Origin of the sequence: Mucilaginibacter sp. (assembly GCF_964263795.1) — a bacterium.
In the GTDB taxonomy this organism is placed as follows: Bacteria; Bacteroidota; Bacteroidia; order Sphingobacteriales; family Sphingobacteriaceae; genus Mucilaginibacter.
Genome location: NZ_CAXVWK010000121.1, coordinates 33,265 through 55,510, shown reverse-complemented (window position 1 = coordinate 55,510; position 22,246 = coordinate 33,265). Strand labels below are relative to the sequence as shown.

Below are 22,246 nucleotides of genomic sequence, written 5' to 3'. Positions count from 1 at the left end.
ACAAGATTTCTCGTCGCTACGCTTCCCTCAAAATGACAATCATTATATTATTTCTTTGCGGCTTTTTTAGGTGCTGCTTCTTTCTTTGCGGCCGGTTCCTTTTTTGGTGCGGCCGCTTTCTTTTTCGGTTTCGCTTCATCGGTAATGGCGTGGTCAACCGCGCCTACCGATACATCATCGGCTTTGGCTGCTTTTGCTGCCGCAATAAGTGGCTTGCCGTTTGCGCCTGTTTTAACATACTCACCCCAGGTAAGGTTGTCGCGATCGTCTCTTTGGGCTTTGGCGCGTTCAATTGCATAATTTGCAGCGGTTTCTACCACCCATTCAAAGTTGTCTTGGCCTACGCTGGTAACTTCGGCATCAGGGGCAGGGTTGCAGAAATCAATAGCGTAAGGGATGCCATCCCGAACGGCAAATTCAACCGTATTAAAATCGTAACCTAAATATTGGTTCAATTGCAAAACGTATTTGGTAATAGTATCCAGCATTTGTTTAGATGCCGGTGCCTTGCCATGTTCGTAGCGCAGGTGGTGCGGGTTACGCGGCTCGTACTGCATAATGCGCACATGTTTGCCGCCAATGCAGTAACAGCGGAAGTAATCATCAAAAATGATCTCTTCCTGCAGCAGCATTACCAGTTGCTTGGTTTCGGCAAATTTTGCCCAAAGGTCTTCCTTATCGCTAATTTTATACACATCGCGCCATCCGCCGCCGTCAAAGGGTTTCATGTACGCCGGGAAGCCAACGTAATCAAATATGGCGTCCCAATCCAGCGGGAAAGCCAGGTTGCGGAACGATCTGTCGGTAGTACTGTCCGGATGATCTTTTGAAGGTAACAAAACTGTTTTTGGTACCGGTACGCCCAGCTTAACTGCTAACGCGTTGTTAAAGAATTTCTCGTCGGCGCTCCACCAGAAGGGGTTATTAATAACCGCCGTACCGGTGATGGCCGCATTTTTTAAAGATGCGCGGTAAAACGGAACATCCTGAGAGATCCTGTCGACAATTACCGAGTAGCCTAACGGCTCGCCCTGCATCATCTTGTCTATGCGTACAAATTCCGCGCTGATGTTTTTCTCGCCCTTCTCGTTAATCCTGTCTACAAATGCCTGTGGGAAGGAATTTTCCTGCCCGAATAAGATGCCTATTTTTTTCATGGTAGTATATATTTGGTGGCCTGGCTGTGTTGCCTTTGGCCGGTTAATGTCTTTGTTTGGTGGCCTGTTTTCGGTGGTCTGGATTGTGTTGCCTGTTGCCCGTTCCATCCCTGAAACCCCACTCCTCGCACCCCGCGCCTGAATCCTCATCCCTGAAACCCGGCTCCCTACTTTATCGTACTCAAATAATGCGGGAACATTTCACGCCAAATCGGCCAGTCGTGACTGGCGTAGGGGCGGATGTCCAGCCAGTGGTTAATGCCCTTTGCGTTAAGGATGTTTGACATATTGATGTTATAATCCTTGCACATATCATGTTCTGATGTGCCCAGGATAATGTTCATGCGCCACAGCCACTCGTTATTGCTGCCGGGTACAAAATCAACCGGGTTATTGTAATATATGTTATCATCATGGTGGCCGTCGCTAAACATCTTAATATCGAACGCGCCGCCCATGGTAAAAAGGTGCGCCACCAGCTCGGGGTGTTTAAAGGCGAAATTGGCTGCATGGTAACCGCCAAAACTGCAACCTGCCATGGCTACGCGGCCTACGCCGGTTTCGTGTTGCGCCCAGGGGACTAATTCATCCGTCAGCATTTTATCGTACCAGGTATAGTTATGGGCACGTTCTGCCGGGTGGATGCCCTTATCATACCAGCTGCGGTCGTCAATCGTATCGGGGCAATAGATCTTCACCAGGCCCTCGTCAATGAACCAACGGGCGGTGTCTATCAGCCCAAAATCTTTATTTTGATGAAAGCGACCACGTGTCGTTGGAAAAAGGATCACGGGGTAACCACGGTCGCCAAAAACCAGCATTTCCAGGTCGGTATTTAAATTGGGCGAGTGCCACCGGTGATATTGCTCAGTCAAATTGTTGTGTTTAAGAGGTTAAGATAACTGCTTTGTATGTAAATGTCAACACTGTGCCAAATAATTCTGTTTTAGTTAATTTAATAAAAGCATAGCCGTACTTTTGTTCCCTTAATAATTTTTATACTTGCCATGTACTACAGTACAGATACTGAAATGAAGATAGCAGAACAGGAAATAACTATAACATCAGCCCACTTACAGCGCGACGTTACCTGCACCCTGCTGATGCCCGAAGAGGGCGCGTTTGCCGAACCCCTGAACCTGCTTTTACTGAATGACGGCCAGGAATTGGAAAACCTGAAGCTAATAAATACCCTTGAAAACCTTTACGACCGCAATTGTATTAAGCCGCTGCTGGTAGTTGCCATACACGCCGGCGAGGAGCGCCTGCAGGAATATGGTATCGCTAACAAGCCTGATTTTAAGAAACGCGGCGCAAAGGCCGACTTGTACACCAAATTTATTACTGCCGAATTACTGCCGTTTATTACCGAACATACGGGAATAGAGCATTTTGAAAGTACCGCATTCGCGGGATTTTCGCTGGGTGGCTTAACCGCTATGGATATTGCCTGGAATAACCCGGATTTATTTGACAGGGTAGGCGCGTTCTCGGCCTCGTTTTGGTGGAGGAGTAAAGACCTTACCAAAGGCTACACTGCAGACGACCGCCTGATGCACAGTGTGATCAAAAAAACTGCGGGCAAACCCGATCTGAAATTTTGGCTGCAAACCGGTACCAAAGATGAAACTGCCGACCGCAACAAGAACGGTATCATTGATTCTATTGATGACACTATCGACGTGATAAAAGAGCTGCTGGCCAAAGGTTACGAACGCCCTGCCGACATTCAATACCTGGAAATTTTGGGCGGTACCCATGATCCCGAGACCTGGGGCAAAGCCATGCCTAAGTTTTTGCAGTGGGCGTTTGGGAAGTAGGCTTTTGTAGCGGTATTGTGGTTTGAGGATTCTGGTTTGCGGAGCGGAGTTTGTTCTTATTAACCGAGCGGAATTGGCCGCACCTCCCCATAACCTACTATGTCTTTGCGGGGAGCGGTAGCGACGTGGCGATCTCATCTATGTAATCACCCCTTACGTATAGCAGAATCTCCATCCTCATCCTGTAAATTCTTTAAATCCGTTAATTCAGGTTCAGACAACTTGCTACAGCTGCCGCAGCTATTTCCGTTTGAGAGGGGCAGGGGGTGTTTAACTCCTGTCCGTTTGTACCTTGTCCGAACATGCCGAACGAAGTGAACAAACAATTTATAAAAATATTTTGCTTTATTGAACAATGTTCATTTATTTTGTTGTAAGTAAACAAATGACCACTGCCAACCGTAAAATAAAAGAAAAAGAAGAGCTGAAGACGCTGATACTAAACAGCGCCCGTAAACTTTTTGTGGAGAAGGGTGTCGCGCAGACGACTATCCGCAGTATCGCGCAGGAAATTGACTACAGTGTGGGCACGGTTTACGTTTATTTTAAAGATAAGAACGCCATCCTGAACGAATTGCACATACAGGGATTTGCACAGCTGGGCCTGAAGTTTGATGTGCTGCGCCATGTGGAAGACCCACTGGAAAGGCTTATCGCTATGGGGCGATTATATATCGAATTTGCTATGGCAAACCCGGATATGTACGAACTGATGTTTACCCTAAAGGCCCCGATGGAAGTGCTTAACAGCGCGAATGACGAAGAGTGGAAGGAGGGGATAAGTGCCTTTACTTTTTTGAAGGCAACCGTACAGCAATGCATAGACCAGCATCATTTTAAGGGGCATCTGCCCGAGCCGCTTACCTTTATGATATGGGGTGTGGTGCACGGCATGTGCAGCCTGCACATCAGCAACCGTATAGAAGGTGTGCGCCTTAACAACGCGGCCCAGGTGGTACCGGCGGGTTTCGAAGAATTTGTAAAGATGATAAAACTGTTATAACCTTTTTTTGCCCTTTTAATGAACATTGTTCAAATAATAAACATAGATCAATAAATTAATAAAAACATGATAAATTATTTTATTACCACCCTTAAAATGCGCAACGAGCCTTTATTTTATTTTGGGCTGATGTGCCTGCTTACCGCCGCTGTACTTATCGTTATAGCGCGGGGCAGCCAGTTACAGGTAACGGGCTCCAACGCCTGGTACAAACCCATTAAGTTTGCCCTGTCTATAAGCGTTTTCTGCTTTACCATGGGCTGGTTTTGCTGGTACCTGCAAATGCCCCGGCAGGTTAGCATTTACAGCTGGGCTACCATAATTTTTTTGGCTTTTGAATTAGTGTATATAACCTACCAGGCAGCAAGGGGGCAGCAGTCGCACTTTAACCGCAGTACGCCGTTGTATTCTGTGCTTTATACGGGTATGGCCTTTGCTGCTACTGCAGTTACCCTGCATACGGCTTACATCGGGATTTTATTTTGCAGCCGGAGTTTCCCGCAGTTGCCCGATTATTACTTGTTCAGCATCCGTTTAAGCATTTTTTTGTTTGTGATATTTGCTTTTGAAGGCGCCCTGATGGGCGGCATGAACGCCCATACCATTGGTGGCCCCGACGGCAGCCGCGGCATCCCCTTCCTGAACTGGAGCCGCCAGTTTGGCGACGCCCGAATTGCTCACTTTATTGGTATGCACGCCCTTCAGGTATTGCCGCTGCTGGCCTATTACGTTTTAAAGGATGTTAGGCTCACATTGTTCTCTGCGGTTATTTATACGGCAATGGCTGTAATTGTATTGGCGCAGGCATTGAGCAGGATGCCGTTGGTGAGGGGGTGAAGATGTGGTGACTAGTTTTCTAACAGTGAGATATACCAGTATTAAGATCTTTTAAGAATGCTGTAGGTAAAAAGCAATTACAATAATTCGATTTGTCCAACATTAACATCTTTAACTTACGAACGTGTAATAATTTAATATTGGAATGTCCATTATAATCCAATTTGTTGTTTAAGGGTTTTATAAAGATTTGATTGTCCCCCAGACCCTGGAATAAATCTGGTTCTATTGAAATCTTCATCTCTTAAAGTGGCTAAGTTAAAATAAGTAGTATAACTTCTTGCCTCTATAACAGCGCCAATTGGACCAATTTTTAAATATAAATCATGAAATAGGTTCATTAAGGCAATGAAGCCTGTTGATTTATTTAATATCATTTCTGGTTCAACAACATTCCATGCCGTAGGCCAGCGTTTTTGTACAGCTTCAAAGTATTCTAATATAATTTTTGCTATGGTACTGTCTTGCTTATCAATAAATAAGTTCCTTAAAGGTCGAGTTTGCAAATCTTTATCATCAAATTTAGCTGGTACCTTTCCTCTTTTATAAATGTCACGATCCGTCATTGGATCTTTTGATAATAATTTAATTAACGCATCGGCAAATGTAGCCTGTGTTATTGTTTCCTTTTCCTTATCATTTGCGGTTCCTAAAATTTTTATTTTATTATTAAATGGACTTCCAACTTTTTGATTTAATGCTCTAACGATATTGTGAGCCGTTTTTTGAGGGCTTCGATGTGTAGCAAATTCAAAGAGATCGGCCACTAAAGACTTGTTAACAGCTGTTTGTGTTTTATTGATAGTGGCGAAAACTATCGCCTGGTCCTCCAATTCCATTCCTACGAAGATGGTTACGTTGATTTGAAAAGTTTGGCCGCCTTGACTATAATTTTCTAACCCAGCAATTCTATGTTGACCATCCAAAACTTTGGCAATATTATCCTTAAACGGAAGTCTCATTAAACCCGTTTTTGAGTCATAGCCAATTATGTCTTGCGCATTGATATGTAGAATCACGCTTGTTGGAAATGTTGCATCAACCATATTTACATATTTACCGATCTCTTTAGCACGGTTGGTTGAAAGCTCTCTTTGGATACCTGTGTAAACTTCAACTTCACGCATCTCATTTCCAGTTTCTAACCTTCTTATGTCAGCATAAGAAATTGTAATTAGATCTTCATGGTTCATTACCCCAACATAAAATTCGCCAATAGGTTGAATGCATTTTAAACATGTAAAAACTATTTCCTGTTCCATATTAAATATCATTGACAATGTTATCTACATCCTGCTTACTGATTTTTTCAACATCAACTTGGGGATAAGTTTTTAAGAAGTCGATAAATACGCTTCTATAACTTGCAAGAACAGCTATAAAAAAAATTATCAGGGAATAAATTCGTATAAAAGGCAAATCAATACCGGCATTTAATTTCAATAATTGAACACAATATATAATAGCATATGATGTTGAACAGATTATTAATAACCATATACATAATGCGCTTAAGATTTTATCATGCATTTTTTTAATTGATGCTGTATTTTCTCCAAACAGAAACAGCGCGCCTGTGTATAATCCAGACGCAAAAATCAAAAATTCACCTTCGTCTAAAAAAGACTCTATTTTGTCATACTTTTTTAAAAAAAGTATTGGGATAAGGGAAAGTATAAAAGGGAGAACAACTCCCAATACGTTATAAGAAAAAGCTTTGATCGTCTTTCCTAGATGCTTTCGTTTGTGAAAAGTCATTACTTTAATAGTTTTTTATGATTAATTCTTCAACGACTTTTCTTTCAGATTTACAATTGACATATCTATAAGTGCTTATTTTACTTATGTTCCAGCTTTTATATAAATTTTGAATAGAGTTTATGTTTGCATTTGAGATCATAACTTTAGCACCTCGGTCACTCAGCAATTTCGCATAGGATGCTAATTCTTGTTGCTTAGTAGAAGAAAATTTGTCTATTGTGTAATGTTGAAAAAAAGATGTATCGTTTAATGGGGGATAAGGCGGATCAAGGTAAATAAAATCGTTGTAGTTGATTTTGTCAATAATGTCCTCATACATGCAATTGTGCATGTCACAATTAAGTAGTTTTCGCTGTACTTTCTTAAGATAAGGTAGATCTGGTATAGCTGGGTTTATTTTCCCAAATGGTACATTATATTCCCCTTTTTTGTTAACCCTAAAAATTCCATTAAAAGATGTGTGTACTAAAAAAATGAATGTTGCGGCTTGCTCAGAAGTGAAAATTTCCCTTTCTCTATTAAACTTAGATCGCAGTAAATAATAGTGTTCTTTAGAAATATTTTTTTTGAAAAAGCTAAGGTGGTCGAATATTTCTTCAGGGGAAGTCTTAATTCTTTCATAGGCGTTAATCAAATGTGGATTTATATCGGAAATTACACTTGATCTAAAATTGTTAAAAAAAAATAAAGAGCCTGCGCCAACAAATGGCTCGAAATATTTACCAAATCCATTCTTGGGCAAGTTTTCAGATAAAACTTTAACTAAGTTTTGCTTTCCACCAGCCCACCTAATAAATGGTTTTAAAGGTTCGAAGTTCTCTGTGACTTTTTCTATACTGTTATCCGTAACCTTGTGTAAGTTGAGCATATTATTAAGGAGTTGCAATTCTACGCATTTTGTTTCACGCTAACTATTACGAGGTCATTCATGCTATCTTTAAATCTAAAAAATATTTTACAATTTACAATACGTATTTCTACGCAATCTTAAATTAATTGCAGATTAAATAGTTGCTTCAAATTTTTGATTTATAGCAAATGTTAAATTTATTTAAAGTTAAAAGTATTTAAGTCACATTTTTTAATTAGCGTAATTCCTGTTCTTTGCGTTAGGGATTGCAGCGGATACCGGCTTTGCGCCTAAGGCCTGCAGGCGCATGAGCGGAAAGCCCGGGCCGCAGGTAACGCCACACAACTTTCCTTGCATTTTAAGAATTCATCCCTCCGTTGCTTGCAATCACACGGGTTATCAGTCCCTTTGTTACTCACCATTTCCGGATATGCAAAAGCTGCTATAAATTGCCAATTGTAACAACGCGTAGTCAGCAGCGTCTTACCGGTACAATTCAATTACCATCATGAAAAAATTTCAACTGTCAGCAGTTTGTGTGTTAGTCACCATCATCTTCTTTTCGGGGAGGGTTTCGGCACAAAGTAAGGACGCGTATACCTATCAGATAAGCGATCAGAAGCTGTACAACACCATCCTGCATATGGATAGCGTTTATTTTACAGCTTATAACACCTGCGATATGGCAACCCAGGCGGCGGTATATGCAGATAGTATTGAATTTTACCATGATAAGGGCGGCCTCATGACCTCTAAACAAGCCCTGCTGGATGCGCTCAAAAATAACATTTGCGGCAAGGTAACGCGTGTGCTGGTAAAGGGCAGTGTAGAAGTTTACCCTATTGCAGGCTTTGGCGCGGTAGAGATAGGGCTGCACCAGTTTATTAACCATGCCGAGAGCGAAACGCCATCCAAGCCCGATAAATTTATTGTGATATGGCGCCTGCGCAATGCCAAGTGGCAAATAACAAGGGTGGTAAGTTTGCATTAATAAAGGTTTCCTAAGTTGTTAGTACCAACATACGGACGGACAAAGAACACTAATAAGCTTTTAGAGCCTGATGAACGGGACGATGACCGCTAAAACCGGCATAGCGTAACGCACGGGTGGCACCACAATTGAAGAAGCACTAACTTACAAAGGGCGGAACCAAGCCGGCAGTTTCTTTTGGTTACTTTTTCTTTGCTGCCAAAGAAAAGTAACATCCACAAACGCTTAATTGCTCACTGCCATTCCTAACGGAGCACCAAAAGCAATAATCTTTATCACCAACCTTGTCTGTACTCAAAACCTATCACCATGTTATCCAACAATTAACTCTCCATCAAACAATTGTAAAACGCACGGCAGGTTTCTTTATACCATTTATAAACCGTATCTTTGCGCCAAATTTAGAGGCCGCATTTTATGCAAAAAATAAGAAATATAGCGATCATCGCACACGTTGACCACGGTAAAACCACATTGGTTGACAAAATTTTACACAGTTGCGCTATCTTTCGTGATGGCCAGGAAACTGGTGAACTAATATTAGATAACAACGACCTGGAGCGCGAGCGTGGTATTACCATCGTATCAAAAAACGTTTCGGTTATGTACAAAGATGTTAAGATCAACATCATTGATACCCCGGGTCACGCCGATTTTGGCGGCGAGGTTGAGCGTGTATTGAAAATGGCTGATGGTGTATTGTTATTGTGTGATGCTTTTGAAGGCGCTATGCCTCAAACCCGCTTTGTAACCCAAAAGGCTTTGGCGTTAGGCTTAAAACCTATTGTGGTTGTAAACAAGGTAGATAAAGAAAACTGCCGCCCTGAAGAGGTTTACGAGCAGATTTTTGAATTGTTCTTTAACCTTGAAGCTACCGAAGATCAATTGGATTTCCCGGTTATCTACGGATCAAGCAAACAAGGTTGGATGAGTACTGATTACAAACAACCTACAGAAGATATTTTCCCGTTGATGGATGCTATTTTAGCAAACATACAACCGCCACCAATAAGTGAAGGTACTTTGCAAATGCAGATCACCTCGTTAGATTACTCGTCTTTCGTAGGCCGTATCGCAATTGGCCGCGTGGCTCGTGGTACTATCAAAGAGAACCAGCCGGTATCTTTGGTAAAACGCGATGGCACTATCCAAAAATCACGTATTAAAGAGCTTTACACTTTCGAAGGTTTGGGTAAAGTAAAAGCAACATCTGTTAGCGCAGGTGATATTTGTGCTGTTGTAGGTATAGATGGTTTTGACATTGGCGATACCATTGCCGATTTCGATAAACCGGAGCAACTGGAGGTTATTCATATCGATGAGCCTACCATGAATATGTTGTTCACCATCAACACATCACCTTTCTTTGGTAAAGAGGGTAAGTTTGTAACCTCTCGTCACCTACGTGACCGTTTGTACAAAGAGATGGAGAAAAACCTGGCACTAAAGGTTGTTGAAACCGAGTCGCCGGATTCTTACCTGGTTTACGGTCGTGGTATCCTCCATTTATCGGTATTGATCGAGACCATGCGTCGCGAAGGTTACGAGTTACAGGTAGGCCAGCCGCAGGTTATCGTTAAAGAAATTGACGGTGTTAAATGTGAGCCGGTTGAAACCCTTATTGTTGATGTACCGGGTGATGTTGCAGGTAAAGTTATTGAGCTGGTAACACAGCGTAAAGGCGACCTGTTGGTAATGGAGCCAAAAGGCGATTTACAGAACCTAGAGTTTGATATCCCAGCACGTGGTATCATTGGTCTACGTAATAACGTATTAACTGCAACAGGTGGCGAGGCTATTATGGCCCACCGCTTTAAGGCATACGAGCCTTGGAAAGGTCAGATCCCCGGCAGGTTAAATGGTGTATTGGTTTCTATGGATACCGGTAAGACAACTGCTTTCGCTATTGATAAATTACAAGATCGTGGCAGGTTCCACATCGATCCGGGAGTTGATGTTTACGAAGGTCAGGTATTAGGCGAGCACATCCGCGATAATGATTTGGTTATTAACTTAACCAAAGGCAAGCAGTTAACCAACATGCGTGCATCTGGTAGCGATACCAACGTACGTATTGCGCCGGCTATCAAATTCTCTTTAGAGGAGTCTATGGAGTATATCCAGGCTGATGAGTACATTGAGGTTACGCCTCAAAGCATCCGTTTACGTAAGATCTATCTGAACGAAAACGAGCGCCGCATTAACGCTAAAAAATTCCAGAGTCAGTAAGCTATCCTTATTTGCTTTGATAAACATTAAAAAGGCTGTCATTAATTTGGCAGCCTTTTTTTGTGCCTTAAGTAGCAAACAGGAAAAAGCAACCTGTTCAACAAAACTGTCATTTCGAACGAGCGATAGCGAGGAGAAATCTTCTGCGATAAGTAACTATTGAACAGTTCTTCGTTAGGGATGGTTTAACGGTATCGTCGTCAGTGGATGTTCATTTCTTTTCTCTCAAAAGAAACGAACCAAAGAAAAGTCGCGGCTTGGTTCCGCCCTGTCAATGTCTGTGGGCCATCAGAGCCTATGCCACCCGTGCGTTACCTATCCCGCAGAGGAGCGGTTTCGTTCTGCTACTACGTTTGCGATGCTGATTTTCGGCGTACGACCTCTCGCTCCCTACTTCCCAACCCGCTCTTCTCTCACATCTTAATTCTACTATCTTTGCGCTACAATCATGCGTATTCCCAGCATTCCAGGTTTTGATCAGCAAGCTTTAGAAAAGTATTTTAAAAATACGGGGATGACCTTTATAGGCAAGGTAGGTAGCCTGCTTATAAAAATGCTGGTAGGCATTGCCGTTGCACGTTACCTCAGTAAAGATAAGCTGGGTATTATTACCGGTGGCATTACTTACATCTATCTGTTCTCGGCTTTGGCTACACTTGGGCTGGATCAGTTTGTAGTAAAAGAGCTGCACCAGTTTCCGAGGCATCGGGATCGTATTTTGGGTACTGCCTTTTGGATGAAGGTGATGGCAGGGCTTGCCGTTATTCCGCTGATCTGGCTTTGTTATCAGGTTTACCCCGCCAAGGGCACGCCTTACAATTACGTTTTCATCTTTTCTATCATCGGCATTGTACAGGCTTTTAATGTTATTGATTCGTACTTTCAGTCAGAGGTACAGTCAAGGTACATTATGCAAGTGCAGGTTACGGGCAACTTGTTATCTGCTGCAATTAAGCTGGTGCTTATTTATTTAAAGATGCCACTTATTGCCTTCGTTTATGCCTACGCTTTAGATTTTGTGCTGATAGCCATTGGCTATTATTTTACCTATCAGCGTAAGGGGCGCAATATTTTTAAATGGGGATACAACGGACAGCTGGCAGGTAAACTGCTGCAAAATTCATGGCCGCTCATTATCTCCGGCGTTATGGTATCGCTGTATATGAAAATAGATCAGTTGATGATCCAGAACATAGCGGGTACCAAAGAAGCAGGGGCTTACGCTACGGTGGCATCGCTTAGCGAAGCCTGGAACTTTATACCAACGGTAATTGTAACCACGCTGTTCCCCGCAATTCTTAATGCCCGGCGGGATGATCTGGAGCGGTACAAAAAACGCATCCAAAATCTTTACGACTTAATGGTATACCTAAGCCTGCCTGCCGCGCTTATAATTACCTTTGCATCGCCGTTGATATATAAACTCTACACGCCCGAGTATGCCTATGCTGCGCCGGTACTGTCTGTGCATATCTGGTCGGGTGTGTTTGTGTTTTTAGGGGCGGCAAATAGCCAATACCTTATCGCCGAAGGTTACACCAAACTTACTTTTATACGCACAGGTTTCGGGGCAATAGTAAACATCATACTAAATCTTATACTTATCCCTAAAATGGGTATGATGGGTGCAGCCATTGCTACACTGGTGGCTTATGCCGGCTCGGCATTTTTTGTGCTTTTTATTCCAAAAGTTAACCGGCAGGGCGTGATGATGTTTAAATCATTATTTTTAATTTCACTGTTTCAAAAAATTACAAAGCGTTGAGCACATTTTCATCACTTATGGAGGTAATATCCAACCCGTCGCATTTGCGGTCGTTGCTGTCGTTCAATAAAAAGGGCTACCTGGATGATGTCGGCTGGTTCAAAGCGTTCGATAGCAAGTCGCCGGTAGACCGCGATGGCAATCCCATCCCCTGGGTTACCTACTCGTTCATCGATTTTATTATAAGCCGTTTAGGTAAGCAACATACCGTGTTTGAGTTTGGATCAGGTAACTCTACCTATTTTTACGCTAAATATGCAGGGGTAGTGGTATCGGTAGAGCATGATAAGGAGTGGTTTGACAAAATTGAGAAATCTGACCGCAAACCGGATAATTCGGAGCTGATATTTACCGAACTGGTGCGTGGCGGCGATTACTGCCAGATGCCCATTAAGTTAGAAGAGAAATTCGACATCATTATTGTTGATGGCCGCGACAGGGTAAACTGCTGTAAGCAAGCCGTAGAAGCATTGACTGATAGCGGAGTTGTAGTGCTGGATGATTCGGAAAGGGAAGTGTATAAGGAAGGGGTTGATTTTTTGGTAGCAAAGGGCTTTAAGCACTTGCCATTCAGCGGGATATCGCCAGGTTTATTTTACCGCAAATCTACCTCAGTTTTTTACCGATCAAATAATTGCCTGGGTATTTAATATGGCGGCAGATAAGCTAAGCGGCAATGTAAAAACCGCCTATGATGAATTTTACCAGAAACATGACGAGGCCTGGCGCATGCTGGGTGCCAAATATAAAGCGCAGCACATTGTTGACGTTTGTAAAGGGCAAACTTTTGCCAAAGTGCTTGAAGTAGGCGCCGGCGATGGCAGTATACTGAAATATTTATCGGACTGGAATTTTGCACCTGAATATTATGCGGTAGAGATAAGCGATAGCGGGGTTAAGCACATCCGGTCAAGGCAGATTAAGGGGCTGGTATCCGTACAAGAGTTTGATGGATATAAACTTCCCTTTGAGGATAATAGCTTCGACCTGATCATCCTATCGCACGTGTTAGAGCATGTGGAGCACGAGCGCATGCTGCTGCGCGAGTTAAAGCGCGTAAGCCGTAGTTTTGTTATAGAAGTACCCATCGACTACAAGCATGGGGTAGACAAGCGAATAAAGCACTTCCTGGCTTATGGGCACATCAATGTTTATACCCCTACATCTTTAAGATATTTGTTGCAAACGGAGGGTTTCGAGGTAGTGGCAGACCTTACATCGATGATAGAGCCCGAGGTTACACTGTTTAATACCTATGTAAACCAAAAGAAACCTAAAGGAATAGTAACAGGAATGAAAATAGCGATGGAGTATTTTGCCAAAACAGCCGTTGCTAAGTTAGGCGGGCATAAATGGCACGAGAAATTGGCCAATGCTTATACCGTACTGTGCAATAAAAATGATAAACAGGCTGATATATTTTAACGCTAAAATTTAATTAATCGACAAGGCGTAATAAGGCGTAGTTACTTGGTGCCTCTTGTCTGTGTATTACTAACTCGAATCATTAACTCAATCGATCATTAGTTGGCCCACCTGGCACCCATAGCATTATTTGTTTACAACCGGCCCGATCATACGCGCCGTACCATTAGCTATTTGCAAAAAAACGAGCTTGCATCAGATTCGCGCTTGTTCATTTTTTCCGACGGAGAGCGAACGGAAAAAGACAGGGCTGCTGTAACCGAGGTAAGGGAACTGACCGAGGCGATAGAAGGGTTTAAATTCGTAAAGGTGATTAAGCGCGATAAAAACCTGGGGCTGGCAAACTCGATCATTAGCGGCGTTACCGAACTGGTAAACGAGTACGGCAAGGTTATCGTTTTTGAGGACGATCTGCTGTCATCACCCTATTCCTTACGTTTTTTTAACGATGCGCTAATGCGGTACGCCGATGATGAACAGGTGATGCACATTGGTGCTTATATGTTTGACCTTGCGGATAAAACATTGCCCGAAACCTTCTTTTTTCGTGCCGCATTTAGCTGGGGTTGGGCAACATGGGCACGATCATGGAAGCATTTTGAACCAGATATCGATCAGTTGATGTCGCAGTTTGATGATACCAAGATCAAACAATTCTCGATAGAGGGCACCATGAATTTCTGGAAACAGATGCAGGGTTTCAAGACGGGTAAAAACAACTCCTGGGCTATCCGGTGGTATGCTTCTATATTTCTTAAGGGCGGGCAAACACTTAACCCTTCACACTCACTTATTCACAACATTGGGCATGACGGCTCGGGCGTGCATTCCAATATCGAAAACATGTACCAGGTACAGATAGCCAGAAAGCCGGTTACGCAGTTCCCAACTATGGTGGCCGAAAACCCCGAGGCTTACCGGGCTATCCGGCAGTTCCTGAAAAACCGCAAGGGTACTTTTTTGCAACGGGGCATGCGTTTCATCAAACAGCTAAAAATAAAATACCTGGCAAAGTGAACGGCCTAATAATATGTATGTTAATAATATAAATATTGTTAATAAATAAAAATCTGTTACCTCACTGGTGTAATTTGCCCAGATATTATATTTGGTTAATTATTATTATCTTCCTATACCAATTGTTCTTTATGATATAATGAGATCAGTAAAAACTTAAAAGAGAAGGCCGCCCGGTTTTCTCTTTTTTTGTTTATGAAACATTGGTTCGTTTTTTGGTGTTATGCTTAAAAAAACTAAACCATGATAGACGAGAAAGACACCGCACCAGCTGCAAACGACGGCAAATATGAATTTCAGCTGCACTACTCGGGCCGTGAAGTGCCTTGCACTGTAGTAAAAGAGCAAAATAAAGTAAGTATATGCATTGAAGATAAGATCAATGCCGAAATAACCGTGCAACCTGACGGGGCATGGGTACAGACCGGCGGGAATGACCTGCCCGACTCTGCCGTAGATTATATCAAAAAACGTATCTTAGGATAATAAATCATTTAAAAACAAAACGATATGGCACTATACTAAAAAGTATGGTGCCATATTTTTATATCCGCTGCATGGCCATTAATTACCTTAACCAAACCCTTCGTATCCTTGCTTTATTTGTACTGGTATTTGCTATTCTGTTTTTTGGGCGCACCGTGCTTATTGCGCTTACATTTGGAGCCGTACTTGCCATGTTACTTTTGCCTGTTTGCCAATGGCTGCAGCGTAAAGGCGTTAGCAACGGCCTGGCATCAACCTTAAGCGTAGTAGCATTGCTGGTATTGGTAGGCGCTGTGATTACCTTGCTGCAGTACCAGTTAAGCGGCCTGGTAGAAGATTTGTCGAAGATTGAGGAAAGGGTAGGCGAGCTTGTTGCAGGGCTTAAAAGCTACGTAAAGCAGCATTTTGGCATCTCGCACCAGGAGCAGCAGAAGATCATAAAAGAACAGCAGGGCAGCGGCATGGGTAAAGTTGCCGGCATTGTAACCGGTTTACTGGGCTCAATGGCCGGTATTATGGTAGATGCGATCTTGGTATTGGTTTACACATTCCTGTTCATTTTCTTCCGTGGCCACTTTAAGCAATTCCTGTTGCGACTGTTTAAGCCCGAGAACCGCGAAACTACCCGCGAAGTACTGCAAAATGCAGGGAAGGTAACCCAAAGCTACCTGGGTGGTTTAGGGTTGATGATAGTGATGCTTTGGGTAATGTATGGAATAGGGTTTACCATTGCAGGCGTAAAGAACGCCTTGTTTTTTGCTGTGCTCTGCGGCATACTGGAGCTGGTACCTTTTGCAGGTAATATTACCGGCACATCTATCACGGTACTAATGGCCCTTGCCCAAAGCGGCGATACTAAAGTTGTTATCGGTGTGATAATTACCTATGGGTTGGTGCAGCTTATTCAAACTTACCTACTGGAGCCTTTAGTTGTTGGCGACCGGCTCAACATCAATCCGCTGTTTACCATCCTGATAATTGTTATTGGCGAGGCTGTGTGGGGTATCCCGGGGATGGTACTTGCCGTACCGTTGCTGGGCATATTCAAAATCATTTGCGATAACGCCGAACCCCTGCATGATATTGGTTTCTTAATAGGTCCGCCTAAGGAAAAGAAAGGCGAAGAAGGCAACTTTTTAACCCGGTTATTTAAAAAGAGCAAGTGATCAACCCAGCACTTCTTCCAGTACCTCGTGCGATTTGATGTTGCCGAACCCCTCTATATGCATGGCGTAATATTCAAGTATTTTGCTGATCAGGTAACGGCGCTCATCGTTGTTAAGCTTAATGGCTTCCAGGTGGCCGAACCCGTTGCTCAGCAAATTGTAAAAATTACTGGTATGCGGCGGCGACAGGTACGATGAGCTATCCGGCTTATAGTTGCTGAATACGCCATCCTTCATATCAAAGTAACTGGCGTTTTGCGATTGCGTGCCATGAGGGTAAAAACCCAGATAACGCGTGAGCTGAATGAGGAATACCAGGTGAAAATTAGCCAGCCCTTTATCGGTATGGTCCAGCAGTTCAATGGCATTAAAAATAAAATCAAAACTTTTCTCGTCGGCAACCTGCTGTTTAATTGCTTTGTACAGCACCTCGTTCAGGAACATAGCCAGGCAGCTTTTTATAATATCGTAAGGGATGGTTTGCAATTGGGGCGAGTTTTTCAGCTCAGCAATGCGCTGGATGTTACCGGCGGACTTATGATACACCACCATATCCAGCAGGCTGAGCGGCTGCAGCATATTGCGACTGATCTTGGCCTTTGGCTTGCGCGCGCCATTGATGATGTAGGATTGCAGCCCGAATTTTTCTGTAAATACCTGCACTACTACGCTGCTTTCGCTATAGTCGGTAGTTTTGAAAACGATGCCCCTGGTTTTATGCAGCATTTACAAGCGCTAATAATTTAGGGACGAAAATGATAATGCCGGTAATGAGTGAAAATACCGCCACCACCAGGGCTGCCGCCGCCGCAACATCCTTTACATGCCCGGCCAGTTTGTTATAGCCCGGCGATACCAGGTCGACTAAAGCTTCAATTGCAGTGTTCAGAAGTTCGGCCACCAGCATGAGCATGATGCATAACATTACCCATTGCCATTCATCGCCACTGATGTGCAAAAATAGCCCGAAAGCGATAGCCAGTATTGCCGCAAATACATGGATCCTGAAATTTTGCTGCGTTGTAAATGCATACCTGATCCCTTTAAATGCAAAGCCAAAGCTTAAGAGCAGTTTTTTCATCAGCGGTAAATTTAACAATATTGCCATAAAAAAAGCCTCCCCGGTTAATTGGGAAGGCTTTGAATATTTAAGCGATAAATGGTTCGTTATTCTTCAACCATTTCGCTGTTTGGGCTGGCTTCTTCTATCGTTTCCTGTTTAAAGTAACGGTTTTGATTAAGCAAGATCAAAATTACCCCTACGGAGATGGCCGAATCTGCCAGGTTGAACACCGGGCGGAAGAAGATATAATCTTGTCCTCCCCATATGGGTACCCATTTAGGGAAAATGCCGGATAATAAAGGGAAATAAAACATATCTACCACACGGCCATGAAATAATGGCGCGTAATTATATATAACACCATAAAATGCCGAGTCGATAATATTACCTATTGCACCTGCAAGAATCAACGCTACTACCATAATTAATCCGCGATGATACTTATGTTTGATCAGGTACAACAATGCATAGGTAATACCACATACCGCTACGATACGGAAAAGTGTTAAAACCAGTTTACCCATATCGCCACCTAACTCCATACCAAAAGCCATACCGTTGTTTTCGGTATAATGCAGCATGCCACGGTTGCCCAGCAGGTGAATTTCTTCGCCAAGTTGCATGTGTGTTTTCACCCAGATTTTGATAACCTGGTCAAGCAGAATAATGATTGCAGCAGTTAAAAAAGGTTTAGTGTAAGCTGCCTTCATTTATTGCTTTAATTTAGCTTCCATAGTTAAGGTGGTGTGCGGTACAGCGCGTAAACGTTCCTTAGGGATCAGTTTACCGGTTTCGCGGCAAATACCATAAGTTTTATTTTCAATACGTACCAGCGCAGCCTCTAACTGCTCAATAAACTTTTTCTGACGTGCCGCCAGTTGGTTTATCTGTTCCTTCTCTAAAGTTGCAGATCCGTCCTCCAGTGTTTTGTAAGTGCCGGCTGTATCATCAGTTCCGTTTGCATTTGGCGAGCTAAGTGAGGTAGCCAGTGCATTCAACTCTTCTTTAGAGCTGCGTAACTTTTCTAATAACAGTTCTTTAAATTCAACTAATTCCGAGTCTGAATATCTCGTTTTTTGTGTTTCTGTGCTCATTTAACTTTTACTAATAGCTATTATAATTTCATTTCCATCAATCTCTACTTTGTCGCCATTAACCAGCTGGTTGTCAAGGATTAGTGTATCAGCTAAAATTTCGGCGCAAATGTAGGATAAATTATTTTTAACTGCTTCGGCAATATATTCGTGGTCGCTAACGCGGACGGTAATCCGGTCGGTAACTTCAAATTCTTTAGCCTTACGCAGGTTTTGTATACGGTTTATCAACTCGCGGGATATTCCCTCTTGTTTTAATTCGTTGGTTAGGGTAACATCTAAAGCAACAGTTAGTTTGCCCAGGTTTGCAACTTGCCAGCCCGGTACATCTTCTGCTATGATCTCGACATCACTGGTGAGTAGTGAGTGGTGAGTGGTGAGTAGTTGTAAACTGCCCTCATTCTCTAACTTCGCTATATCATCCTGAGTTAGTTTACCAATCTCTTCTGCAACCACCTTCATATCCTTACCTACTTTGGCACCAAGTGCTTTAAAGTTTGGTTTGATCTTCTTTTTAATGAAGCCTGCAGTATCGGTAATATATTCGATGCCTTTTATGTTGGTTTCAGACAGGATGAGTTCTTTTACCTTTTCAATCTGCTCTTTAAAGTTTGGATCAAGAATAGGTAGCAAGATCTTGCTTAACGGGCGGCGTACCGGAATCTCTATCTTTTTACGCAGCGATAACACTAGCGAGGAAATGTCCTGCGCCATTTGCATACGCTCTTCTAAAGCTGTATCCACTAAATCGTTGTGATACTCCGGATAATAGGCCAGGTGTACCGATTCAAATTCCTCTTTACCGGTTACACTGTTCAAATCGGTATATAAACGCTCTGCAAAGAACGGCGCGATAGGCGACATTAATTTGCTGATAGTGATGAGGCAGGTGTAAAGCGTTTGGTAAGCCGATAGCTTATCGTCTGAATTATCCGACCTCCAGAAACGGCGACGACTCAACCTGATATACCAATTGCTAAAGTGCGCATCCACAAATTCCTGAATAGCCCGTGCAGCTTTGGTAGGTTCAAAATCAGCGTAAAACGCGTCAACTTCTTTACTCAGGGTATTTAATAAGGATATGATCCAGCGGTCCAGCTCGGGGCGCTGATCAATGGCTATCTCCGCCTCTTCGTACTTGAATTTATCAATGTTGGCATACAGTACAAAAAATGAGTAGGTGTTGTAAAGCGTACCGAAGAATTTGCGGCGCACCTCGTCTAAACCTTCAATGTTAAATTTAAGATTGTCCCACGGCGCGGCATTGCTGATCATGTACCATCGGGCGGCATCTGCACCAAACTTGCTGATAGTTTCGAACGGATCGATACCGTTGCCTAAACGTTTAGACATTTTGTTACCGTTCTTATCCAGCACCAAACCGTTACTTACCACGTTTTTAAACGCGACACCCTTGTTGCCTACCAGTTGGTTAACGGCCTTTACCTCGTCACTGGCTTCGCTCAGCATTACCGCAATGGCGTGTAGCGTAAAGAACCAGCCGCGGGTTTGATCAACACCTTCGGCAATAAAGTCGGCAGGGTATGCATTTTGGAATTCCTCTTTGTTTTCGAAAGGGAAATGCCACTGCGCATAAGGCATAGCACCGCTATCAAACCAAACATCTATCAGGTCGGTCTCGCGGATCATTTTGTTGCCTGCGGCCGATGTAAGGATCACATCATCTACATAAGGGCGGTGCATATCCTCTAACTTAAAGCCGGCCGGCATAAAGCCCGCGGCGATAGATTTTTCTATTTCAGCATTCAACTCGGAAATAGAGCCAATACATTTTTCTTCGGTACCATCTTCCTCACGCCAGATAGGCAGCGGGGTACCCCAATAGCGCGAACGCGAAAGGTTCCAATCGACCAGGTTCTCCAGCCAGTTACCAAAGCGGCCTGTGCCGGTACTTTCAGGTTTCCAGTTGATGGTTTTGTTCAGTGCAACCAGTTTATCTTTTACAGCGGTGGTGCGGATAAACCAACTATCCAGCGGATAGTAAAGTATAGGTTCATCACTGCGCCAGGAGTGTGGATAACTGTGTTCGTATTTTTTTACATCGAACGCTTTGTTCTCTGTCTTTAATTTGATAGAAATGAGTACGTCTGTTGGTTTAAAACCTTCCTCTGCGCGCTCCTCGTTGCTGTAATATTCTTCTTTTACATAGCGGCCTGCAAAATCGGTCACTTCATCAACAAAGCGGCCCTGTTTGTTCACCAGCGGAACTTCTTTGCCTGCCTCGTCCTTCACCATTACCGACGGCACATTGTTCTCTTTACATGCCCTAAAGTCATCCGCGCCAAAAACAGAAGCGGTGTGTACTATTCCGGTACCATCTTCGGTAGTAACAAAATCAGCAGGAATAACACGGAAAGCGTTTTCTTCCAGGTCGGCATTGGTTACGTATGGCATTAATTGCTCGTAGTGAATACCTACTAACTCGCTACCTGAAATATATCCTGTTGAAAGCCCCTTTCTATCGAAAGCATAAGGCTGCATTTTATTCTTCGGATCAAATTCTAAACCATCTAAGGTTGGAACAACGTTATTTCCAGCTACCTTTTGAACCAAAGCATCCGCCAGTATTACAGTTACAGGTGTTCCAGTATATTGATTAAAAGTTTTTAATTTGACATATCTAATATTCGGACCAACAGCTAAAGCACAATTTGAAGGCAATGTCCAAGGTGTAGTTGTCCAAGCCAATATATAAATATCGGTATCAACACCATTAAACAGAAACTCAGAATCTTTATCTCTTTTAATCTTAAACTGCCCCGTTACAGTAGTATCCTTCACCATTTTGTAAGTACCCGGTTGGTTCAGCTCATGCGAGCTCAAGCCGGTGCCAGATTTTGGCGAGTAGGGTTGTACGGTGTAACCTTTGTACAAAAGGTCTTTGTTGTAAAGCTCCTTCAGGATCCACCAAAGGCTTTCAATGTATTCGTTCTCGTAAGTAACGTAAGGGTTATCCAGGTCAACCCAGTAGCCCATCTTTTCGGTCAGGTCGTTCCAAACGTCGGTATAGCGCATTACCTCTTTGCGGCAGGCGTCATTATATTCCTTAACGGTAATCTTTTTACCAATATCGTCTTTAGTGATGCCTAACGATTTTTCTACAGCCAATTCTATAGGAAGGCCGTGGGTATCCCAGCCGCCTTTACGCTTTACCTGGTAACCTTTAAGGGTTTTGTAACGGCAAAAAATATCCTTGATGCTGCGGCCCATAACATGATGAATACCGGGCATGCCATTGGCGCTTGGCGGGCCTTCGTAAAACGTGTATGGTTTACTTGCAGGCCTGCTGCTGATACTTTTTTCAAATATGCCGTTCTGCTTCCAGAAATCCAGCACTTCCTTGCCTGTTTCAGATAAGTTTAACTGTTTATATTCCTTGTACATCAATATGTTCGCCTCAATTTTAAAGGTTGCAAAAATACGGAATTTTATATTAAAAAAGGAGTGAATTGCATGGCTGGATTATATTAACAACACACGATGCAGTGATAGGTTACAAAGGTCACAGAGATTTAATGTCTTGTTTAAATTGAGTGAAGTTTTGCTCTGTGATAATTTGTA

General features: G+C 43.1%; 22 protein-coding genes. 11 read left to right on the top strand and 11 right to left on the bottom strand.

Annotation, left to right across the window (positions count from 1 at the left end):
* Positions 1 to 47: 47 nt before the first annotated feature.
* Positions 48 to 1,157 carry a RimK family alpha-L-glutamate ligase gene (locus tag ACE5CV_RS19285; protein WP_374951838.1) on the bottom strand — a complete coding sequence of 370 codons (1,110 nt, stop codon included), beginning with the start codon at positions 1,155 to 1,157 and terminating at the stop codon, positions 48 to 50.
* Between the two features lie 167 nt (positions 1,158 to 1,324).
* On the bottom strand, positions 1,325 to 2,032 hold the full coding sequence (locus ACE5CV_RS19280; RefSeq protein ID WP_374951837.1) for an esterase family protein: 708 nt from the start codon (positions 2,030 to 2,032) through the stop codon (positions 1,325 to 1,327).
* A 156-nt stretch (positions 2,033 to 2,188) separates the two neighbouring features.
* On the opposite strand from ACE5CV_RS19280, the gene ACE5CV_RS19275 reads away from it, so the two are divergent.
* From ACE5CV_RS19275 to ACE5CV_RS19265, 3 genes are all read left to right on the top strand, one after another.
* Entirely contained in the window at positions 2,189 to 2,977 is a 789-nt protein-coding gene (locus ACE5CV_RS19275; protein ID WP_374951836.1) for an alpha/beta hydrolase, read from the top strand.
* 355 nt (positions 2,978 to 3,332) lie between these two features.
* Positions 3,333 to 3,980 carry a TetR/AcrR family transcriptional regulator gene (locus ACE5CV_RS19270; RefSeq protein ID WP_374951835.1) on the top strand — a complete coding sequence of 216 codons (648 nt, stop codon included), beginning with the start codon at positions 3,333 to 3,335 and terminating at the stop codon, positions 3,978 to 3,980.
* Between the two features lie 66 nt (positions 3,981 to 4,046).
* A complete protein-coding gene (locus ACE5CV_RS19265; RefSeq protein WP_374951834.1) occupies positions 4,047 to 4,817 on the top strand; it encodes a hypothetical protein in 771 nt (256 codons plus the stop codon).
* Between the two features lie 152 nt (positions 4,818 to 4,969).
* Here the strand turns inward: ACE5CV_RS19265 and ACE5CV_RS19260 are convergent, their stop codons facing one another.
* The 4 genes from ACE5CV_RS19260 to ACE5CV_RS19245 all read right to left on the bottom strand — a co-directional run bounded on the left by ACE5CV_RS19260 (position 4,970) and on the right by ACE5CV_RS19245 (position 7,785).
* Positions 4,970 to 6,079, bottom strand: a complete 1,110-nt coding sequence (locus ACE5CV_RS19260) for a DGQHR domain-containing protein (RefSeq protein ID WP_374951833.1) — start codon at positions 6,077 to 6,079, stop codon at positions 4,970 to 4,972.
* A 1-nt stretch (position 6,080) separates the two neighbouring features.
* Positions 6,081 to 6,575: a hypothetical protein gene (locus tag ACE5CV_RS19255; protein ID WP_374951832.1), complete on the bottom strand. Its 495-nt coding sequence runs from the start codon at positions 6,573 to 6,575 to the stop codon at positions 6,081 to 6,083.
* A 4-nt stretch (positions 6,576 to 6,579) separates the two neighbouring features.
* Positions 6,580 to 7,446, bottom strand: a complete 867-nt coding sequence (locus ACE5CV_RS19250; RefSeq protein ID WP_374951831.1) for a DNA adenine methylase — start codon at positions 7,444 to 7,446, stop codon at positions 6,580 to 6,582.
* A 213-nt stretch (positions 7,447 to 7,659) separates the two neighbouring features.
* Positions 7,660 to 7,785: a hypothetical protein gene (locus tag ACE5CV_RS19245; protein WP_374951830.1), complete on the bottom strand. Its 126-nt coding sequence runs from the start codon at positions 7,783 to 7,785 to the stop codon at positions 7,660 to 7,662.
* Positions 7,786 to 7,936: 151 nt separating this feature from the next.
* On the opposite strand from ACE5CV_RS19245, the gene ACE5CV_RS19240 reads away from it, so the two are divergent.
* From ACE5CV_RS19240 to ACE5CV_RS19205, 8 genes are all read left to right on the top strand, one after another.
* On the top strand, positions 7,937 to 8,419 hold the full coding sequence (locus ACE5CV_RS19240) for a nuclear transport factor 2 family protein (protein WP_374951829.1): 483 nt from the start codon (positions 7,937 to 7,939) through the stop codon (positions 8,417 to 8,419).
* Between the two features lie 417 nt (positions 8,420 to 8,836).
* Entirely contained in the window at positions 8,837 to 10,648 is a 1,812-nt protein-coding gene (gene typA / locus ACE5CV_RS19235) for a translational GTPase TypA (protein ID WP_374951828.1), read from the top strand.
* A gap of 448 nt (positions 10,649 to 11,096) precedes the next feature.
* On the top strand, positions 11,097 to 12,413 hold the full coding sequence (locus tag ACE5CV_RS19230; RefSeq protein WP_374951827.1) for a flippase: 1,317 nt from the start codon (positions 11,097 to 11,099) through the stop codon (positions 12,411 to 12,413).
* A gap of 17 nt (positions 12,414 to 12,430) precedes the next feature.
* A complete protein-coding gene (locus ACE5CV_RS19225) occupies positions 12,431 to 13,063 on the top strand; it encodes an FkbM family methyltransferase (RefSeq protein ID WP_374951826.1) in 633 nt (210 codons plus the stop codon).
* Position 13,064: 1 nt separating this feature from the next.
* On the top strand, positions 13,065 to 13,838 hold the full coding sequence (locus ACE5CV_RS19220; RefSeq protein WP_374951825.1) for a class I SAM-dependent methyltransferase: 774 nt from the start codon (positions 13,065 to 13,067) through the stop codon (positions 13,836 to 13,838).
* Between the two features lie 102 nt (positions 13,839 to 13,940).
* Entirely contained in the window at positions 13,941 to 14,855 is a 915-nt protein-coding gene (locus tag ACE5CV_RS19215; protein WP_374951824.1) for a sugar transferase, read from the top strand.
* A 243-nt stretch (positions 14,856 to 15,098) separates the two neighbouring features.
* Entirely contained in the window at positions 15,099 to 15,341 is a 243-nt protein-coding gene (locus ACE5CV_RS19210; protein WP_374951823.1) for a hypothetical protein, read from the top strand.
* A gap of 44 nt (positions 15,342 to 15,385) precedes the next feature.
* Positions 15,386 to 16,507, top strand: coding sequence for an AI-2E family transporter (locus ACE5CV_RS19205; protein WP_374951822.1), 1,122 nt, complete (start codon positions 15,386 to 15,388; stop codon positions 16,505 to 16,507).
* On the opposite strand, the gene recO is transcribed toward ACE5CV_RS19205, so the two are convergent.
* The 5 genes from recO to ileS form a co-directional block, all read right to left on the bottom strand.
* Positions 16,508 to 17,233, bottom strand: coding sequence for a DNA repair protein RecO (gene recO, locus ACE5CV_RS19200; protein ID WP_374951821.1), 726 nt, complete (start codon positions 17,231 to 17,233; stop codon positions 16,508 to 16,510). It lies immediately after the preceding gene.
* A complete protein-coding gene (locus ACE5CV_RS19195; RefSeq protein ID WP_374951820.1) occupies positions 17,223 to 17,588 on the bottom strand; it encodes a diacylglycerol kinase family protein in 366 nt (121 codons plus the stop codon). Before ACE5CV_RS19195 ends, recO begins: the two co-directional genes overlap by 11 nt.
* An 86-nt stretch (positions 17,589 to 17,674) precedes the next feature.
* On the bottom strand, positions 17,675 to 18,280 hold the full coding sequence (locus tag ACE5CV_RS19190; protein ID WP_374951819.1) for a lipoprotein signal peptidase: 606 nt from the start codon (positions 18,278 to 18,280) through the stop codon (positions 17,675 to 17,677).
* On the bottom strand, positions 18,281 to 18,664 hold the full coding sequence (locus tag ACE5CV_RS19185; protein ID WP_374951818.1) for a TraR/DksA family transcriptional regulator: 384 nt from the start codon (positions 18,662 to 18,664) through the stop codon (positions 18,281 to 18,283).
* The gene (gene ileS, locus ACE5CV_RS19180) at positions 18,665 to 22,069 is read right to left on the bottom strand and encodes an isoleucine--tRNA ligase (protein ID WP_374951817.1); all 3,405 of its coding nucleotides are present in this window, start codon (positions 22,067 to 22,069) and stop codon (positions 18,665 to 18,667) included. It lies immediately after the preceding gene.
* Positions 22,070 to 22,246: the final 177 nt, after the last annotated feature.

Bases quoted from the DNA above. Each gene is read 5' to 3' on its own strand.
- ACE5CV_RS19255 (WP_374951832.1), bottom strand. From the start codon at position 6,575: ATGACTTTTCACAAACGAAAGCATCTAGGAAAGACGATCAAAGCTTTT.
- ACE5CV_RS19205 (WP_374951822.1), top strand. From the start codon at position 15,386: ATGGTGCCATATTTTTATATCCGCTGCATGGCCATTAATTACCTTAAC.
- ACE5CV_RS19285 (WP_374951838.1), bottom strand. From the start codon at position 1,157: ATGAAAAAAATAGGCATCTTATTCGGGCAGGAAAATTCCTTCCCACAG.
- ACE5CV_RS19270 (WP_374951835.1), top strand. From the start codon at position 3,333: ATGTTCATTTATTTTGTTGTAAGTAAACAAATGACCACTGCCAACCGT.
- ACE5CV_RS19275 (WP_374951836.1), top strand. From the start codon at position 2,189: ATGAAGATAGCAGAACAGGAAATAACTATAACATCAGCCCACTTACAG.
- ACE5CV_RS19265 (WP_374951834.1), top strand. From the start codon at position 4,047: ATGATAAATTATTTTATTACCACCCTTAAAATGCGCAACGAGCCTTTA.
- ACE5CV_RS19190 (WP_374951819.1), bottom strand. From the start codon at position 18,280: ATGAAGGCAGCTTACACTAAACCTTTTTTAACTGCTGCAATCATTATT.
- recO (WP_374951821.1), bottom strand. From the start codon at position 17,233: ATGCTGCATAAAACCAGGGGCATCGTTTTCAAAACTACCGACTATAGC.
- ACE5CV_RS19250 (WP_374951831.1), bottom strand. From the start codon at position 7,446: ATGCTCAACTTACACAAGGTTACGGATAACAGTATAGAAAAAGTCACA.
- ACE5CV_RS19240 (WP_374951829.1), top strand. From the start codon at position 7,937: ATGAAAAAATTTCAACTGTCAGCAGTTTGTGTGTTAGTCACCATCATC.
- ileS (WP_374951817.1), bottom strand. From the start codon at position 22,069: ATGTACAAGGAATATAAACAGTTAAACTTATCTGAAACAGGCAAGGAA.
- ACE5CV_RS19230 (WP_374951827.1), top strand. From the start codon at position 11,097: ATGCGTATTCCCAGCATTCCAGGTTTTGATCAGCAAGCTTTAGAAAAG.
- ACE5CV_RS19185 (WP_374951818.1), bottom strand. From the start codon at position 18,664: ATGAGCACAGAAACACAAAAAACGAGATATTCAGACTCGGAATTAGTT.
- ACE5CV_RS19195 (WP_374951820.1), bottom strand. From the start codon at position 17,588: ATGAAAAAACTGCTCTTAAGCTTTGGCTTTGCATTTAAAGGGATCAGG.
- ACE5CV_RS19225 (WP_374951826.1), top strand. From the start codon at position 12,431: ATGGAGGTAATATCCAACCCGTCGCATTTGCGGTCGTTGCTGTCGTTC.
- ACE5CV_RS19220 (WP_374951825.1), top strand. From the start codon at position 13,065: ATGGCGGCAGATAAGCTAAGCGGCAATGTAAAAACCGCCTATGATGAA.
- ACE5CV_RS19210 (WP_374951823.1), top strand. From the start codon at position 15,099: ATGATAGACGAGAAAGACACCGCACCAGCTGCAAACGACGGCAAATAT.
- typA (WP_374951828.1), top strand. From the start codon at position 8,837: ATGCAAAAAATAAGAAATATAGCGATCATCGCACACGTTGACCACGGT.
- ACE5CV_RS19260 (WP_374951833.1), bottom strand. From the start codon at position 6,079: ATGGAACAGGAAATAGTTTTTACATGTTTAAAATGCATTCAACCTATT.
- ACE5CV_RS19245 (WP_374951830.1), bottom strand. From the start codon at position 7,785: ATGCAAGGAAAGTTGTGTGGCGTTACCTGCGGCCCGGGCTTTCCGCTC.